Below are 17,474 nucleotides of genomic sequence, written 5' to 3'. Positions count from 1 at the left end.
AGTGTAGCGCATGCTTTAGCTTGCGCTACCAAACCCGTCACATTCCCACTGGGCGCACGCTGAAGCATGCGCTACGCTTCTATGGCCCTTGCTCCTTCTTCCTCCGCTCCCATCACCGCCGCAACGCCCGCTCGCTCCTACGCCGGCCCCATGGTGCTGATGACCACGCTGTTCTTCCTGTTCGGCGCCGTCACCAACTTCAACGACGTGCTCATGCCCTACCTCAAGGACGTGTGCCAGCTTACCGATTTGCAGTCCTCGGCCGTGCAGTCGGCCTTTTTTGGGGCCTACTTTCTGATGTCGCTGCCGGCCGGCTGGGTGCTGCGCAAGCTGGGCTACCAGCGCGGCATTGTGGTGGGGTTGCTGGTGATGGCGGGTGGCGCGCTGCTCTTCATCCCGGCCGCCGACTCGCGGGCCTTCGCGCTGTTTCTCACGGCGCTGGCCACGCTGGGCGCAGGCATCACACTGCTGCAAGTGGCGGCCAACCCTTACGTGAGCATCCTGGGGCCGGCGCGCGGCGCGGCGGCGCGGGTGAGCGTGGTGGGTGTGGCCAATAATTTCGGTGGCAGCCTCTCGCCGCTGGTGGGCGGGCTGGTGCTATTCGGCGGCTCAGTGGCATTAAAGGCCCGGCTGGCGGCGCTGCCGCTTACGGAACGGCTGGCTGAAGAATCACAGCTTGTAAAAGGGCCTTACATCGGGCTCGCGGTGTTTCTGGTGTTGCTGGCGGCGCTGTTTTTTTTCTTGGTGAAGCTGCCCGATATCGAAGGAATTCCCGAAGAAGCGGCCGAAGAAGCCCGCCCAATGGCGGCGGGCCGCACCTCGGCGCTGTCGTTCCCGCACCTCGTGCTGGGCGTAGTGGCCATTTTCGTGTACGTCGGGGTAGAAGTCGGTCTCGGCTCGTTTCTGATTCGCTACGGCGAGTCGCAGGGGATTCACCAGCTTTCCAGCTTCACCCAAAGCCTCGTGCGCGGCCTCAACGTAGCCACCAACTACGTGGGCGTTCTGTTTGGGCAGCAGCCGGCCCCGATTGATACCGCGGCCGGCTTCACCAAGGCAGTAGGCGCGGTGCTGGTATCGTCGTACTGGTTTGGCTCGCTTGTTGGGCGCGTGGTGGGCATCCCGCTGCTGCTCAAATTCCACAACCGCGTGCTGCTGGTGGCAGTGTGCGCAGCTGGCACGGCGCTGGTGGGCGCGAGCATCCTGAGCACCGGCGAAACGGCGCTCTGGCTCATCGTGCTCTGCGGGCTGATGAACTCCATTATGTGGCCCGTCATTTTCCCGCTGGCCATCACCGGCCTGGGGCCGTTCACCAAGCAGGGCTCCTCTTATTTGATTATGGCCATTGTGGGCGGAGCGCTTATTCCGCCACTCATGGGCTTCATCGCCACGCACGGCGGCGGGCTGCGGGTGGCGTTTGTGGTGCCCGCGCTGTGCTACCTGTACCTGCTGTTTTATGCACTAAGTGGCTACCGCGTCCGTTAAAGGCCCAACTGCTGCTTACTTCACCATCTGGGCAGCACCCTGCTTTCATGAAAAAATCCCTGCTCTCGTCCGCGCTTTTTCTGTTAATTCTGCTGCTGGGCACCGTCAGCTGCAAGAAAATTCTGGACCTGCTCACCTTCCAAATCAACGATTCCACCACGTTTCAGCTGCCAGCTACGGGCCCCGCGCCAGGGCCGCTGCCCAACCCGGTTCTCACGCTGCCGGGCGTCACGGTTAATTCCACCGCCAATAGCACTTACCAGAACAACAACACGGCGGCCGACTATGTCAAGGACGTGACCCTCGACCGCTTGGCGCTGACCGTGACCGACCCGGCCGGTCAGAATTTCGACTTCGTGAAGAGCGTCAGTATTTCCATTGCTTCCGATGCGGCGGGCACCAACAAAGTACCGCTGGCTTCGCTGAACCCAGTGCCCACCGGCCAGACCACCATCGAGCTCACGCCCTCCGGCCAGAAGCTCGACACGTACCTGCGCAATGGCAGCTACACGCTGTTCACCACCGTCGAGTTCACCCAGCTGGGCCTGCGCAATACCACCACCGTGCGCGCCGACTCGCGCTTCAACGTGAAGGCCGACCCAAAGTAAGGCAGCGCGGCGCGGGCTTGCCGTCCGCGCTGCGGCGTGGCCGCTACCTTTGCGGCCATGATGCCTACGCTCGAAGAAAACGTCTCCCTCCGCCCCTACAACACTTTTGGCCTCGATGTCCAGGCCCGTTACTTCGCCCGTTTCGCCTCGGCCGATGAGCTGCGCCAGCTGCTGAAAATGCCCGAAGTACAGACCGCCGACAAGCTCATTCTCGGTGGCGGCTCCAACCTGCTCTTCACCCAGGACTTCTCCGGCGTGGTGCTCAAAAACGAGATTCGCGGCCTGGAAATTATTAGCGAAGACGCCGACAGCCAGACGGCTCTCATCCGCGCCGGGGCCGGCGAAAGCTGGCACGGCCTGGTTGAGTACAGCCTCGACCAGCAGCTAAGCGGCATCGAAAACCTCTCCCTCATCCCCGGCACGGTGGGCGCAGCCCCGCTCCAGAACATCGGAGCCTACGGGGCCGAGCTGCGCGACACCTTCGACCACCTCGAAGCCGTTGAAATCAGTACGGGAGCAGGGCGCGTGTTCATGGCCGGCGAGTGCGGCTTCGGCTACCGCGAAAGCGTGTTTAAAAACGTGCTCAAAAATCAGTTTGTGGTCACGGCCGTGGTGCTGCGCCTGCACCGCCAGGCCCGTCCCAACGTGCGCTACGGCGCCATTGCGGAAACCCTGGCCGAACTGGGCATCGAAGGCGAGCCCACGCCGCACGACGTGAGCCGCGCCGTGGTGCACATCCGCCGCAGCAAGCTGCCCGACCCGGCCGAAATCGGCAACGCCGGCTCTTTCTTCAAAAACCCCGAAATCTCGCAGGCCAGGTTCGACCACCTCAAAAGCGAGTACCCCGAGCTGCCCGGCTACCCCGTGCCCGGCGGCGTGAAGGTGCCCGCCGGCTGGCTTATCGAGCGGGCCGGCTGGAAGGGGTTGCGGCGCGGCCCCGGCGCGGGCACCCACGGCGTGCACGCCCGCCAGGCCCTCGTGCTCGTGAACCACGGCGGGGCCACCGGCAGCGAAGTTCGCCAGCTGGCCGAAGAGATAATCTCGTCCGTACGCCAGCAGTTCGGCATCGAGCTACACCCGGAAGTTAACATTTTGTGATTAAATAGCACACTGACCCACAATGTGTTTATATTGCTGAGAATGCCGAATGATGCGTAATTTGTCCCATCATTTGCATCAGCCATTTCATTGCCGGTCTGCTAATTCTTCAATTTATGAAACTCGCTTTATTCCTCTTCGCCGGGGTGCTTTCCGGTCCGATTCTAGCGGCTCCGGCTCCCCTTCCCACGCCGCCCACACCTCCGGTTCTCACCCTGAAAGCAGCCCGGGCGCTGGGCCCCGGCAATACCGTCACGGTGCGCGCCGTGGTGCTGAACGGGGCCGAGATGGGCAATGTGCGCTACGTGCAGGACGGCGAGGCCGGCCTCGCCCTCTACGCCCAGGCCGCCAAGCTGCCCGGCTACGGCGAGCTGCAGGCCGGCGACAGCGTCCAGGTCACGGGCCAGCTCAAGGCCTATAACGGGCTGCTGGAAATGGACCCCATCGCCTCGTTTCATAAGCTGGCCGGTGGCCAGCGGCTGCACTCGCTGCGCGTGCCCGTGGCCCAGGTCACCACGGCCTTTGTTGAGGCCAACGAAAGCCGCCTCATCGAAATCAAAGGCGTGACGCGCCTGCTCACGCCCACTGGCACGCCCACCGAGGCCCTGGCCGCCAACGCCAACTACCTGCTCGACGGCACGGCCGGCGCGCTGCTGCGCGTGGGCTCCACCAGCACCGGCCCCGAGGGCCTCGTTGGGGCCACCGCGCCCACGGGCGAGCCGTTCGACGTGCGCGGCATCATGAGCCAGTACTCGCCGGGCGGCACCGGCGGCTACCAGCTGCTGCCCCGCCTGGCCACCGATTTCGTGCGCGGCAGCGGCCTGCCCCGCCTCACCGAAGAGCCCGTGCCCGTGAACGTGAGTTCCACCGGCTTCACCGTTGTGTTCTCGACCCTGAACCCTGGCGACACCCGCGTGCGCTACGGCCTCGACGCCAAGCAGCTCAAGGGAAGTCGCGTCGACGAGGCGATGACTACCCACCACAGCCTCACGCTGAACGACCTAATTCCGGGCACCACCTACTACGTGGAAGTGAGCTCGCGCAACGCGGCGGGCACCGAAACGGCCACGCCCGTGCCGTTCATCACGGCGGCCGGCCGGCGGGCGCGGGCAGGGGGCAAGAATTAAGTTTTTGTGACTCGGCACTATTGCGGGCCGGGGGCGGTTCGTTTCGCTGAAATTCAGCATCTTTGTATTTCCGTCTCCCACCTAAATTTTAAAAGTTAACCGTTTCGTAACCCTGTTTTCTTTATGAAGAAATTTACTCTGCTGGCGCTGCTGGCGGCTGCCACTTCCTGGCACACCGTCTCGGCCCAAACTGCGATTACCATTGCGGCCGCACGGGCCCTGGCCCCTACCACCAACGGCACCGCCGGCCCCACAGTCACGGTGCGCGGCATCGTGACGAACGGCGCCGAGTTGGGCTCCTCGGTCAGCTACATTCGCTACATCCAGGACGGTACTGCCGGCATTGGGGTGTATAGCACCGGCGGCGCTACGGCAGCCCTGCTGACCCCGCTGGTTCCCGGCGACAGCATTGAGGTAACGGGGGGGCTGAAAATGTATCGCGGCCTGCTCGAAGTTGACCCTATCACCTCGCTGACCGTGCTGGCCGGCAACCGGCCGCTGCCGGCCCCCGTGGTGTTTACGGCAGCCAATGCGGCGGCCGCTTTTGCCGAGCAGTACGAAGGCCAGCTGGTGCGCATCAACGGCCTAACGTCGATGACCAGCAACCCGACGACTTGCGCCCAGGCTGGCGTGCCGGTTACGGCATTTTCAACTGGTGCGTCCTACCGCCTCAACGGCAACTGCACGTACCTCACCTATGTGCCCGCCAACTCGACCGGCGCCGATGGCCTGTCTGGCAAGCCCAGCCCGTCGGGCACATTCGATGCCGTGGGCATTGTCAGCCAGTTTTCCCCTTCGGCTACCTCCACCACGGGCGGCTACCAGCTGCTCAACCGCAAGTACAGCGACTTCATCCAGGGCCTCACGCCGAATCTGACCAATACGCCGTTCCCCACGAACATCACTACTACCAGCCTGAACATCAGCTACACCACGCAGAACGCGGGCAACACCCAGCTGGCCTGGGCTACGTCGCCCACCGGCACCTTCACTACGGTGGCCGGCAACACGGCCCTCACCACGGCCCACAGCCAGGTGCTCACCGGCTTGTCGCCGGCTACCATCTACTACATCCAGGCCGTTTCGGTGAACAGCGTGGGCCGCTCGGAGTCGCGCGTGGTGCCCATGGTGACGGCTTCACTGTCGACGGGGGTTATCAAGAATTTCTTTAATAACACGGTCGATGCTTCACTGGCCCTGCCCGGCAACACGGCCGTGACCATGCTCAACGGCGCCGCCCCCGATACGCTGGTGCGCTACATCAACCGCGCCCGCCAGACGCTGGACATTGCCATCTATAACTGGAACAACGCCACCATTCTGAACGCGGTGAACGCCGCCTACGCCCGCGGCGTGCAGGTGCGCGTGATTTACGAAGACGACAACGCCAACGTGAGCATCAACAGCCTGAACGCTGGCATTCGGCGCATTGCGCGGCCCAACACGGCCGGCAGCACCACCAGCAGCATCATGCACAACAAGTTTGTGATTGTGGATGCTAACAGCACCAACCCCAACGTGCCGTGGGTGTGGACGGGCTCGATGAACTGGACCGGCGCCCAGCTCACCACCGACCGCAACAACGTCATCGCCATTCAGGACCAGTCGCTGGCCCGCGTCTACACCATCGAATTTGAAGAAATGTGGGGCTCTAACACGGCCACGCCCGGCACCAGCACCTTCGGCTCGCGCAAAACCGACAACACCCCGCACTTCCTGAACATCGGCGGCAAGTCGGTGGAGTCGTACTTCTCGCCCACCGACAACGTGAACGGCCGCCTGCTCCAGGCTATTGCCTCGGCCGACAACGACCTGCACTTCGAGTCCATGCTCATTACCCGCGCCGACCTAGCCCGCGCCATTGCCGCTCAGGTGACGCAGCGCGGCATCGGCACCTGCTCCGACGGCCTCGTGAACGACACCAGCGGCACGGCCGGCTTCTCCTTCCGCCTCATGCAGGCCGGGCTGGGCAACCGCCTGCTCATCAAGCGCTCGAACGCTGGCTTCGGCATCATGCACCACAAAACCCTGATTGTGGACGCCGGCGCCAGCCAGTCAGACCCCACGGTATTCGTCGGCTCGCACAACTGGACGCTTTCGGCTGATACCGAAAACGACGAAAACACCCTTGTGGTGCACGATGCCCGCATCACCAACCGCTACTACCAAGAGTACGCCGCCCGCATTGCTGAGCAAAACGTAGCCGGCGTAACCGTCTGCCGCCTTGTGCTCGCTACCAAAGCCGGCAGCATCCAGGCCAGCACCCTGCAAGTGTACCCCAACCCCGCCCGCGGCAGCTTCCAGCTGCATCTGGCCAGCACGGCAGCCCGCACCGCCACCATCGTGCTGCGCGACGTGACCGGCCGCGTGGTGCTCACCCAGACCCAGCCCCTCACCGGCACCGACCTGAACATCGACGCTACGGCGCTGAAATCGGGCCTGTACATGGTGCAGGTAACCACTCCCGAGGCCGTGCAGACGAGCCGCGTAGTATTGGAATAAGCTGAGCGAAACTGACGCAAAAAAGGCGGCTCCCGAATCGGGAGCCGCCTTTTTTGTTGTTAAAGCCTGCATTATATCAGTCTATATTTTCTCGCGATTTTATCTAAGAGACTCCCAATAATTTTCTCAGGTCGCGCTTCAAGAAGATATAAGAAATTATAACTGGCAAATTTAATTTGGCGGTGTCTTTTAGAGCAGATACATAAACATTGTGACTGCTCAAAATGAAAATGTATGACCTCTTATAATTATCATTCCAGCCGCCTAGTGGCTCGTTGCATATCAAAAGACAAGATGCGTTTGAATATACTTCCAAACTATGAGAAGCAGCATATTCCAGCAGTAACTGATGATTTTCTGCCTCATCAAAACGGGAAGTAATTTTGGTTAATTTCCTTTCCGTAGCTTTTCGATACATCACGTATCCACATAGCAACGCTATTAAAGGCAGAATGATGGCTACTAGAAAGGCATCGTTTGAATTGTTGAAATCAGTATTGTTGACAAGAATACCAATGAAAACAATGGGACTACTGAAGAATAAATAGAAGGCAATACTATCCAGAACATCCGTCCACGGCACATCAAAAACGAGCTTATTCGCTTTTAAACTGCTGCTGATGTTAATGCCTTGCAATCGTCTCATTTAATTACTTCAGCACCGCAATGGTTACGCCGTCACCGCCGCGGTCGGCGTGTTCGTCGGCCACGCTGGCTACGGCGCGCTGCGAGCGCAGGTAGTCGCGCACCACTTGCCGGAGCACGCCGTTGCCACGGCCGTGGAGGAACTTGATTTCGGGCATACCCAGCATCACGGCGTCGTCCACAAAGCTCATTGTTTTGGTGAGGGCGTCTTCAGCGCGCTCGCCGCGCAGGTCGAGCGTAGGGCTAAAGCCGGCCATGCGGTCGGTGATGTTCACACCGTTGCCGCCGGAACCACCGCCGCTCAGCTTCGACTTTTGGGCTTTGGCAGCCTGCTCCCGCTCGCGGATTTCGGCCCGGCCCAGCTTTTCGAGCTGGCTGAGCTTGGTCAAGGTTTTCAGGCCGCCGAACATGACTTCGGCCGTCTGGCCCTTCACGCTCACCACCTCGCCGTGGCCTTCCTGACCGAACAGGGCCACTTTATCGCCGGGCTTGAGGTGGCCGGCTTCGGCGCGCTCGCGGCTGGCTTTGGGCTTGGGAGGCTCGATTTGCAGCTCTTTTTTGACGAAGGTTTCGAGTTTCTCGCGGGCGGCTTTGTTGACCTCCTTGTCGGCATTGCCGCGCCGGATTTCGCCGATGGTGGCTTCGATTTGCTGGTTGGTATTCACCAACAACGCTTTGGCCTGCTGCTTGGCCGTGCGCAGGGTTTCAATTTTGGTATCCTCGATGTGCTGCTTGAGGTCCTGGTATTCCTGGGCGGCGCGCTTGAGGCGCTTTTCGGCCTTGGCGGCTTCGGCGGTGCGGGTTTCAAGCTCGGTTTTCTCCTTTTCAAGGCCTTCGAGCAGGCGGTCGTAGCGAATTTTGTCTTTGCCCACCAGCTGCGTGGCGCGCTCCACCACCTCTTTCGGCAGGCCGATTTTACGGGCAATTTCGATGGCAAACGACGAGCCCGGCTTGCCCACTTCCAGCCGATAGAGCGGCTGCAGCTTCTCGGGGTCGTAGCGCATGGCCCCGTTGACGAGGTGCGGGGTGCGCTCGGCGAAGTTCTTGAGGTTGGTGTAGTGCGTGGTGATGACGCCGAACACGCGGCTGCGGTTCAGCTGGTCGAGCACGGCCTCGGCGATGGCGCCGCCCAGGCTGGGCTCGGTGCCGGTGCCGAATTCGTCAATCAGCACCAGGCTTTTCTTGCCGGCCAGCAGCATGAACTGCTTCATGGCCAGCAAGTGCGAGGAGTAAGTCGACAGGTCGTTTTCCAGGCTCTGCTCGTCGCCGATGTCCAGGAAAATGTCCTCGAACACGCCGGCTTCGGAGTTGTCGGCGCAGGGAATGAGCAGGCCCATTTGCAGCATAAACTGCACGAGGCCCACGGTTTTCAGGCTCACGGATTTACCGCCGGCGTTGGGGCCGGAAATGACGAGGATGCGCTGCTCGTGGTTCAGCTCCAGGTCCAAGGGCACCACTTCGCGGGGGTCGCCGTTGTCGCGCTTGTGCTGGGCGAAGGCCAATTGCAGCAGCGGGTGGCGCACTTTCACCCACTTCAGCAGGGGCTTGTTGTGCAGCACGGGCAGGCGGCAATCGAGCGTGACGGCCAGCCGGGCTTTGGCCCGGATAAAGTCAATTAGCCCGAGGTAGGAATAGGCTTTGCGCAGGTCCGGGATGTGGGGCCGAAGCTGGTCCGTCAGGGCCGTGAGGATGCGAATCAGCTCGCGGTGGTAGGCATTATCCAGGTCCTTGATGTCGTTGTTGAGCTCAAAAACGGCTTCCGGCTCGATGTACACCGTCTGGCCCGAGGCCGATTCGTCGTGAATCAGGCCCTTCACCTTGCGCTTGTGCTCGGCAATGACGGGCAGCACCAAGCGACCGCCGCGTATGGTGGGCTCGGAATCTGATGGAATCCAGCCCTCGTTTTTGGCATGGCGCAGGATGCCGGCAATCTGCTTGCGCAGCTGGCCCTGGCGGGCAATGAGCTCCTGCCGAATCTGGCGCAGCAGCGGGCTCGCATCGTCGCGCACGCCGCCTTCGTCGTCCACCACTTTGTCCAGGGCGGCCAGCAAATTGCGGTCGACCTGAATCCCGATGCCCAGCAGCCGCAGCGAGGGATACAGGCCGGGGTCGGCATCCGAGAAGAAGCTCAGGGCCTGCCGGATAGTGCGCAGGCTCATCTTCACCTCGAAGAAGGCAGCTACGTCCAGATACGCCCCCGGCAGGGCGGCGCGCTTGAGGTGGGCCTGGGCATCGTGGTAGTGTGAGGCCGGAAAATCAGCCCCGGAGCGCAGCAGGTAAGTGAATTCGTCGGCCTGTTGCAGCAGTTTCAGCAGGGGCTCGTGCTTGGATTGGAACTCCATGCGGGCCACGTATTGCCGGCCCAGGGCGGAAAGGCAATTGGCCTCAAGCTGCTCGCGCAGGGTGGTGAAGCCGATTTTTTGTTCGAAGTGTTGGGGTAACAGCAAGTAATTGAGCTTAGCGGTAGTTGTAATTGGGTACGAAGGTAAACAGCGCCGGGGCCGGGAAGATTCGCGGGCGGCAAGGTATTGTATTGGCAGGGCGGCGCGGTGCCGGGCCGGGCAGCGCCTCCCCAAGCGCCTGATTAATGCGTAAGTGCACTCCCCGGTTCGCCAATTCATGGCGTTCGGCAACGATGCCGGGAACGTTTGCGCAATTATACTCGGGCTTACACTTTACTATATACTCATTTGCTGAAGCTTAGCGGGTAGGTTTGTTGAAATCTCTCACCAATGGCAGCTGCCATTACCCACCCAAAACGTTTCAGACTATGAAGCACTTATTCTCCTTACTCTTACTGCTGCTGCTGTCGCCGCTGGCGCTGCGGGCCCAGGCGCCAACCGTCGTAGAATCGTCCGGCTGGCTGGAATCGGCCTACGTGCGGTGGCAGCCGGTGACCAATGCGCAAAGCTATAACGTGTACTACACCGGCGGCGGCCTGGTCAACCAGAAGCTCGACGACCAGCTCATCCGCAACTACGGCACCTTTTACCGGGCCGATGCCATGGGCCTCACGCCCGGCACCTACACGCTCAAAGTGGCTCCCGTGATTGGGGGCGTCGAGGGCGCCGCTACCACCACCGGCTCCCTCACGGTGCTGGCCCAGGACCGCACCGGCTTTGCCTTCAGCGGTGCCCGCGTACCGGGCGCCTACAACCTCGACGGCACCCTGAAAGCCAACGCCGTCATCATTTACATCACCCAAAGCACCAAGAACACCATTTCGCTGAACGTGACCGGGGCCACCACCAACCCCTGCGTGGGCCTGCAAACCATCCTCGACGGCTTTAAGAAGGGCCGCGATTCCCGGCCGCTGGTGGTGCGCTTCATTGGCCAAATCACTGACCTGACCTACATGCTGGCCGGCGACATCGTCATCGAAAACAACAACCTGGCCACCGGCGCCATCACCCTGGAAGGCGTGGGCAACGATGCCGTGGCCGATGGCTTTGGCATTCGCATCAAAGGCGCGTCCAACATCGAAGTCCGCAACATTGGCTTGATGAACTGCAACAGCGACGAAGGCGACAACATTGGCCTGCAACAGGACAACGACCACGTTTGGGTGCACAACTGCGACTACTTCTACGGCGATGCCGGCTCCGACCCCGACCAGGTGAAGGGCGACGGCGCCCTGGACTGCAAAAAGTCGACCTACATCACCTTCTCCTACAACCACTTTTGGGATTCGGGCAAGTGCAACCTGCTTGGCCTGAGCGAAAACACCACGCAGGGCCTCTACATCACTTACCACCACAACTGGTACGACCACTCCGACTCGCGCCACCCCCGGGTGCGTTTCTACTCGGCCCACGTGTACAACAACTACTACGACGGCAACGCCAAGTACGGGGCAGGCTCCACGGAGGGCTCCTCGGTGTTCATGGAAAACAACTTTTTCCGTAACTGCAAGTACCCCATGCTGACTTCGATGCAGGGCACGGACGTGTTCAACCCCGCGACGCAGGCCAACAACTACACCACCCAGCCCATCTTCTCGAACGAAGACGGCGGCACCATCAAGGCCTTCAACAACACCATGACGGGGCAGACGCGCTTCGTGCCCTACGGCGCCACCGGCTACCCCAATTCGACGGTGGACTTTGATGCCTACGTGGTGACCACCCGGACCCAAACCGTGCCCAGCACGGTGGTTTCGGCGTACGGCCGCAACACCTACAACAACTTCGACACCAACGCCGCCGTGATGTACGCCTACACGCCGGACGCCCCGGCCACGGCCCGCGACAACGCCGTGCTGTATGCCGGGCGCGTGAAGGGCGGCGACTTCCAGTGGACCTTCAACAACGCGGTGGACGATGTTTCCTATGCCGTTAACGTCCCGCTGAAGGCGGCGCTGACGGGCTACACCACCGGCCTGGTTTCGGTGCAGGGCATTGTCCCCCCCACCACGGGCGGTGGCGGCACGGGTGGCGGCGGCAGCAACGCCTCGGCTATGGTGCACAACTTCACGGTATCCGGCACCACCAGCACCTTCTACACCATCACGGGCAACCTTTCCACTTCACAAGGCACGGTGGTGTACAACGGCCTGAACCTGACGCAGTGCCTCAAGCTGGAGTCGTCCACGAACGTGGCCTTCACCACCACCGCCCCGGCTACCCTCACGCTGGTGTTCAACGATGCCTTCAGCGGCGCGGTTAAAATCGACAACGTGAACCAGAACGTGGTATCGGGCCGCCTCACGCTGCCCCTGACCGCCGGCGCGCACCAAATCACCAAAGGCGTGACCGCCAACATCTACTACATGAGCACCGCCTACACAGCCCTGGCCACGCGCAACCCGCTGGATGGCCTGGCCATCAAGGTGTACCCCAACCCGGCGGCCGATGAAGTGACGGTGGCCTGGAAGAGCAAGCAGGCCTTCTCGCTCTACAGCATCACGGGCAGCCTGGTGAAAACCGGCGTCACCAACCAGTCCTTCGACCTGAAAGACGTGAAGCCCGGCGTGTACCTTATCCGCATGCGCGACGAAGACGGCTACCTGCGCACCAGCCAGCTGCTCAAGCAATAAGTCTCGCTTTCCTATCGAAAAAGGGCCCCGGCAGCAATGCCGGGGCCCTTTTTGTGCGCTATGAGGCTGAGGCATAGATAGTGATGAAATCAACGGCCGTGCCTGGGCATTACAGGCAAAGCGGCCCGCAGCCACCTGCGCATGGCCCGCATGCTGGTGGCCCTCATGGAGTACCCTAAACTCAGCACCGAACAGTTGCAAGCCGCCGGCCTAGGCTGGCAGGCCGGCTGGCGGTGGCAATGCTGCTTCTCTTTTACCTCCGCCTCACCCGCACTGCCGAGGATGCATTGCGGCTGGTAGTGGCCGGGCCGCAGGGGCGGCCGCGCGCTGACGGTGTGCAGTAACAGCTAGGTCACGGGTGTGGCCCGCTGGTTGCGGCGGTACAGGCCCAGATACAGCGCGGTGAAGGTGAACAGGCGCAGGCTCAGCGTCCAGTCCACGCCGGGCACCAGCAGCAACACCACGCCCAGGGCCATCAAGGCGTAGCACAGCCAGGCCAGGGCGCGGCCGAAGCCGCCCTGGTAGAAATTGGGGCGGTACAGGGTTTCATCGGGCGTGCCGGCGGCGGCCATTTGGCCCTGCAAGGTGCGGCCGAGGGTGAGGGCATCCACGAGACCGGGCAGGCTGGTTTCGGCGGCGGGAATGCCCCGTTTAGGGCGGTCGGCCAGTTGCAGCATAGGGCCGTGGCTGGGGTAGAGCTTGATGTGGGCGCCGCCCTGCGAGGCCAGTTCGCCGTAGCCCACAATTTCACTCAGCGGGTAGTCGGTGGGCGGCACGCCGTAGGCGATGCTGCGGTCGCGCGGCTCCAGGCGCAGGGTGTTGGGCGTGAGGGTGACCAGCATGGGCAGCATGCTGCGGCGCAGCAAGGGCCAGCCCGGGGCAAACAGCAACCCACTGGCCAGCAGCAGCCCCCCGCCCCAGCGGTGGTCGCCGTCGCTGAGGAAAAGGCAGGCTGCGACGAACACCACCAAGCCCAGCGTGGGCAGCAGAATGCCGGCCAGCATCAGGCCCATGCGCACCTGCACCAAGTGGCTATGCAAGGTTGTTGGCGGGTGCACAGATGATTTAGCCGCTACAGAATCCGGGGCGCTCATGCGATAGATAAAGCCTTAAGGTAAGAAGGGGCCAAATTATCGGTTTGCCAGGGAAAATGGAAATCAGAATTGCCTGCTGGCGCGGCTACTTGGAAACCCTAATCCGGGTGTTGGTTGCGCCGTTTGGTGGCTGCCAACCACGCACCCAAATACGCTACATAGGCACCAAAGCTGGCTACCATATTGCCGTGTAATGGCAAATCATTACGTACAATTTTAACAATAAACCAGACAAATAGGCCGGTCGTAACAACCAGCATTATGGTCGAAATCGGCCGTTCAAAAAACCCCGGTTGGCGAATGATGGCTGTTGCAGCATTATTCTCCTCAGAGTAGGTTTCAATGGCTTGTTCAACTGCTCTTGCAAAGCCGGTAAAGTCCCCCGTTTCGCCGAATGCATCATGGGCGACAAGTTTGACTTTGCGGCCGCTCGCCAACTTAAAAAAGAGTACCTCCCGGCCTCTAAATGATTCATACCGGTAGGCAGCCAGGTCCGCAAAAGGAATAATGGTTACCGCACCGTCGCGTACCTGCTCCATTATCACTTGGTCGGGCCGCACAACCATTGTTACTTCATGACGCACCCAACGCTTCAGAACCTGATAGGATAAGTACCCGCCTACGGCTAATACTCCTAATGCCCACAGCAATGCCGCATCTTTGCTTGAGGCAAACTTAAAACCCAGAAAGGCTATTGCAAATACAATGGCTATTGCCAGCAAACTTCCAATTACCCCTTTGGCGGTACTGTATAGTTTGACACTAAAATTCTTTTGCCTTTTCATTTCGTGCGCCCAACTACTTATCCACCCCCGCCCCAAACAGGGCGAAATCGTACTTCACCGGGTCGCTGGGGTCGAGTTTGCGGAGGTTAGCGGTGAGCTCTTCGGCGGCTTCCCAGTCCACGAGCTTGCGGGTGAGCAGGCCCAGGGGGCGGGCCTGACGCTCCACGTGCAGGTCGATAGGCATAATGAGGTCGGCGGGCGAAAGGCGGGTCCAGAGGCCGAAATCAACGCCGTGCGCGTCGCGGCGCACCAGCCAGCGCAGGTACATGTTCACCCGCTTGCAGGCCGACTTGCGGGCCGGCGTGGCCACGTGCTTGCGGGTGCGCTGCGGCGCATCGGGCAGGCTGAAGAAGTGCTGATGGAAGTTTATCAGCCGCTCGCGCTGCGTGTGCCCCACCAGAAACGCGGTTTCCAGCGACTCGTGCTGCCCATACCAATGCCGCAGAAAATGCACGAAATACAGCAAATCGGTATCGCAAAACGTGCGGTGGCAGAAGCCCAGCAGCTTCTTCAAGTCCTCGTCCTGGTGCTGGGTAATGAACTGGTGCGGGGCGTCGTCCATGCGGCGCATCAGCTCGTTGCACTTGTTGATGATGGTGAGCCGCTGCCCCCAGGCCAGCAGCGCCGCGAATAGGGCCGCAATTTCCACATCCTGTTTTTGCGTGAAGCGGTGCGGGATTTGAATGGGGTCGTTTTTGATGAATTCGGGGCGGTTGTAACGCACGTATTGCGCATCAAGCTGGCGACGGAGCTGGGCGATGTTCATAGAAAAAAGTAGCGCGGACTCTGAGAGTCCGCGCATGTTTTGTTCGGGTACCGTTCCTGCGCGGACTTGCAGAGTCCACGCCACAGTTAGTTACTGCGGGATGTAGTTCGTCTCCACCCGAAAGCGGGAGTCGGTGGTGCCGAGCTTCTGCACGGCGCGGGGCGAGAGGCGCACCAGGATGTTGTTGTTCTCGCCCGTATCGGGCAGCTTGCCGATGACGCGCACGTAGACCGACAGGCCGTTGCCGCTGTTTTTCACCTGCATAATGGTGCCCACGGGGGCCGTTTTGTGCAGGGCGAGGTACTTGTCGGTAATGCTTTTTTCGATGGGCGCGCCGAGGCCGGACTCCACCACGCGGGCCAGCACTTCGCTGGCGCGGCTGGGGGTGCGGTCTTCCTTTTCGTCTTCGCGCTCGGGCGTCACGGTGGCTACCTGGGCGGGCTTATCGGGGGCCGGGGCTTTGGCGGGCGTCACGGGCACGGCTTCTACTTCGACGGGGCGCACGGGCGCGGCTTTGGGCGTGGTGGCCGTGGCAGCCGGAGCTTCGACCGGGCCAGCCAGTATCAATTGCTGGCCCACGCGCACCGTACCACCGGCCGGCAGCTTGTTGAGCCGAATCAACTCATCGGGCGTGAGTTGAAACTTGCGGGCGATGCCGAACAGGGTTTCGCCTTTGGCCACGGTGTAGCGGGCGGGCACGGTTACGGACGCGGCGGCTGCAGGCGTTTTATCGGGCGCAGCAGCAGCCGTGGCGCGGCCAGCAGCGGGGCGGGGCACGTACACAATCTGGCCCACGCCGAGGCCATTTTTAATCTGGGGGTTGGCTGCGTTGAGCTCGGCCAGGGTGACGTGGTAGCGGCGGGTGAGGGCGGTGAGGGTTTCGCCGGCCGTCACGCGGTGCTTCACGAAGCGCTGGCCGCCGCGCATTTCCTGGCCAATGGAGTCGGCGGGGGCACTTTTGGCGTGGCCGGGTTTGCCCGGGCCGGGGCCGCCCAGGGCCAGCAGCGTCAGCAACGAAAGAATTACAGTCATATAAATCAACCTTCCAAAATTCACTTAGCCCCCGCCCGGGAGCACCGGCCAAACAGCCCGCGGAGGCAAAATAACGCAATAACCGGCGGGAAATTGAGCCCGGCCGGTTTCAACCCCGCCCAGTTCCGTTATTTGGGGCCTGATGATGGGCTTTTCCGCCATCGGTTATTCACTTCCCGCACCGCTGCTATGGTTCTCGGCCTTATTCCCGCCCGCTTCGCCTCCACCCGCCTGCCTGGCAAGCCGCTCGTCGATTTGGGCGGCCAGAGCATGATTCAGCGGGTGGTGATGCAGGCCCGGCAAGCCAACCTGGCCCGCGTGGTGGTGGCGACGGATGATGAGCGCATCCTGCGCCACGTCCAGGATTTTGGGGGCGAGGCCGTGCTCACCCGCCCCGACCACCCCAGCGGCACCGACCGCCTGTGGGAGGCCTTCCAGCAACTCGGCAGCCCTTCCGATGTGCATTGCATCGTCAATATCCAGGGCGATGAGCCGTTCATCCACCCCGCCCAAATCAACGCCCTGGCCGATTTATTCGCCGATGCCGCCTCCGCTCCTGCCATCGCCACGCTGGTAAAGCCGGTGCTGACGGCGGAAGAATTATTCAGCCCGCACCTGCCCAAAGTGGTGCTCAACCAGCAGAGCCAAGCCTTGTATTTCAGCCGCCACCCCCTGCCCTACCAGCGCGGCCGCGAGCCCGCCGAGTGGCTGGCCCACCACCGCTACCTGCGCCATCTGGGCCTGTACGCCTACCAGCCGCAGGTGCTGGCGCAGCTCACGCGCCTCGCCGTGTCGCCCCTCGAAGCCGCCGAAAGCCTGGAGCAGCTGCGCTGGCTGGAAGCGGGTTATCAGATTCGCTGCGCCGAAACGGAGCTGGATGCATTTGGCATCGATACGGCGGAAGACGTGGAGCGGGCCCGTGCGCGCCTGCTAAGCAATTAGGGAGTGTTACCCGTGATTTCCTTGGGGCATGGCGCAGGTGTTGACGGCCGCGCAATGGGCGCGGGTAGCGCCCTGGTTGGCGGGGCGGCCGGGCAACAGTGGCGGGCGGGGCGCGACAAGCGCCGGGTTGTGGAGGCCGTGCTCTGGCGGGCGCGCAACGGCGCTCGGTGGCGGGCCCGCCAGCACGCAAGCGGAGCCCTACGGCCCCCAACCGGTGGGAAGAGGCCCTGTCCCCAGAGCTCGGCCATAATTATCAGCCGGCCTCGTGCAAAGCGGCAGGTCGCGGCATCTCCTCTCACGCGAGGAACTTCCCGGAAGGGGTGCTTGCTGCCCCCGCCAACCCCAGACGTCCGCATGA

General features: G+C 61.9%; 13 protein-coding genes. 7 read left to right on the top strand and 6 right to left on the bottom strand.

Going from position 1 to position 17,474, the window contains the following annotated elements; translation table 11 throughout:
- Positions 1–66 precede the first annotated feature (66 nt).
- The 5 genes from ACYU7Q_RS16115 to ACYU7Q_RS16095 all read left to right on the top strand — a co-directional run bounded on the left by ACYU7Q_RS16115 (position 67) and on the right by ACYU7Q_RS16095 (position 6,817).
- Positions 67–1,482 carry a sugar MFS transporter gene (locus tag ACYU7Q_RS16115; RefSeq protein ID WP_460610466.1) on the top strand — a complete coding sequence of 472 codons (1,416 nt, stop codon included), beginning with the start codon at positions 67–69 and terminating at the stop codon, positions 1,480–1,482.
- A gap of 47 nt (positions 1,483–1,529) precedes the next feature.
- Entirely contained in the window at positions 1,530–2,090 is a 561-nt protein-coding gene (locus ACYU7Q_RS16110; protein WP_460610465.1) for a hypothetical protein, read from the top strand.
- 57 nt (positions 2,091–2,147) lie between these two features.
- Positions 2,148–3,188 carry a UDP-N-acetylmuramate dehydrogenase gene (gene murB / locus ACYU7Q_RS16105; protein WP_460610464.1) on the top strand — a complete coding sequence of 347 codons (1,041 nt, stop codon included), beginning with the start codon at positions 2,148–2,150 and terminating at the stop codon, positions 3,186–3,188.
- A 116-nt stretch (positions 3,189–3,304) separates the two neighbouring features.
- On the top strand, positions 3,305–4,315 hold the full coding sequence (locus ACYU7Q_RS16100; protein ID WP_460610463.1) for a fibronectin type III domain-containing protein: 1,011 nt from the start codon (positions 3,305–3,307) through the stop codon (positions 4,313–4,315).
- 123 nt (positions 4,316–4,438) lie between these two features.
- Positions 4,439–6,817 carry a phospholipase D-like domain-containing protein gene (locus ACYU7Q_RS16095; protein WP_460610462.1) on the top strand — a complete coding sequence of 793 codons (2,379 nt, stop codon included), beginning with the start codon at positions 4,439–4,441 and terminating at the stop codon, positions 6,815–6,817.
- A 103-nt stretch (positions 6,818–6,920) separates the two neighbouring features.
- Here ACYU7Q_RS16095 and ACYU7Q_RS16090 read toward each other — a convergent pair whose 3' ends face one another.
- Together ACYU7Q_RS16090 and ACYU7Q_RS16085 are read right to left on the bottom strand one after the other, a co-directional pair.
- Positions 6,921–7,463 carry a hypothetical protein gene (locus tag ACYU7Q_RS16090; RefSeq protein ID WP_460610461.1) on the bottom strand — a complete coding sequence of 181 codons (543 nt, stop codon included), beginning with the start codon at positions 7,461–7,463 and terminating at the stop codon, positions 6,921–6,923.
- Positions 7,464–7,467: 4 nt separating this feature from the next.
- Positions 7,468–9,909, bottom strand: coding sequence for an endonuclease MutS2 (locus tag ACYU7Q_RS16085; RefSeq protein WP_460610460.1), 2,442 nt, complete (start codon positions 9,907–9,909; stop codon positions 7,468–7,470).
- Between the two features lie 323 nt (positions 9,910–10,232).
- On the opposite strand from ACYU7Q_RS16085, the gene ACYU7Q_RS16080 reads away from it, so the two are divergent.
- On the top strand, positions 10,233–12,497 hold the full coding sequence (locus ACYU7Q_RS16080) for a pectate lyase family protein (protein WP_460610459.1): 2,265 nt from the start codon (positions 10,233–10,235) through the stop codon (positions 12,495–12,497).
- A gap of 347 nt (positions 12,498–12,844) precedes the next feature.
- Here the strand turns inward: ACYU7Q_RS16080 and ACYU7Q_RS16075 are convergent, their stop codons facing one another.
- The 4 genes from ACYU7Q_RS16075 to ACYU7Q_RS16060 all read right to left on the bottom strand — a co-directional run bounded on the left by ACYU7Q_RS16075 (position 12,845) and on the right by ACYU7Q_RS16060 (position 16,174).
- On the bottom strand, positions 12,845–13,537 hold the full coding sequence (locus tag ACYU7Q_RS16075; protein WP_460610458.1) for a hypothetical protein: 693 nt from the start codon (positions 13,535–13,537) through the stop codon (positions 12,845–12,847).
- A 152-nt stretch (positions 13,538–13,689) separates the two neighbouring features.
- Positions 13,690–14,376, bottom strand: a complete 687-nt coding sequence (locus ACYU7Q_RS16070; protein ID WP_460610457.1) for a hypothetical protein — start codon at positions 14,374–14,376, stop codon at positions 13,690–13,692.
- Positions 14,377–14,389: 13 nt separating this feature from the next.
- Entirely contained in the window at positions 14,390–15,142 is a 753-nt protein-coding gene (locus tag ACYU7Q_RS16065) for a DUF2400 domain-containing protein (RefSeq protein ID WP_460610456.1), read from the bottom strand.
- Positions 15,143–15,232: 90 nt separating this feature from the next.
- Entirely contained in the window at positions 15,233–16,174 is a 942-nt protein-coding gene (locus ACYU7Q_RS16060; protein ID WP_460610455.1) for a LysM peptidoglycan-binding domain-containing protein, read from the bottom strand.
- Between the two features lie 189 nt (positions 16,175–16,363).
- Here ACYU7Q_RS16060 and kdsB point away from each other — a divergent pair, with 189 nt between their 5' ends.
- Positions 16,364–17,116, top strand: coding sequence for a 3-deoxy-manno-octulosonate cytidylyltransferase (gene kdsB / locus ACYU7Q_RS16055; RefSeq protein ID WP_460610454.1), 753 nt, complete (start codon positions 16,364–16,366; stop codon positions 17,114–17,116).
- Positions 17,117–17,474: the final 358 nt, after the last annotated feature.

It is taken from the genome of Hymenobacter terrigena, assembly GCF_054776515.1.
This window is presented reverse-complemented; position numbering and strand designations above follow the sequence as displayed.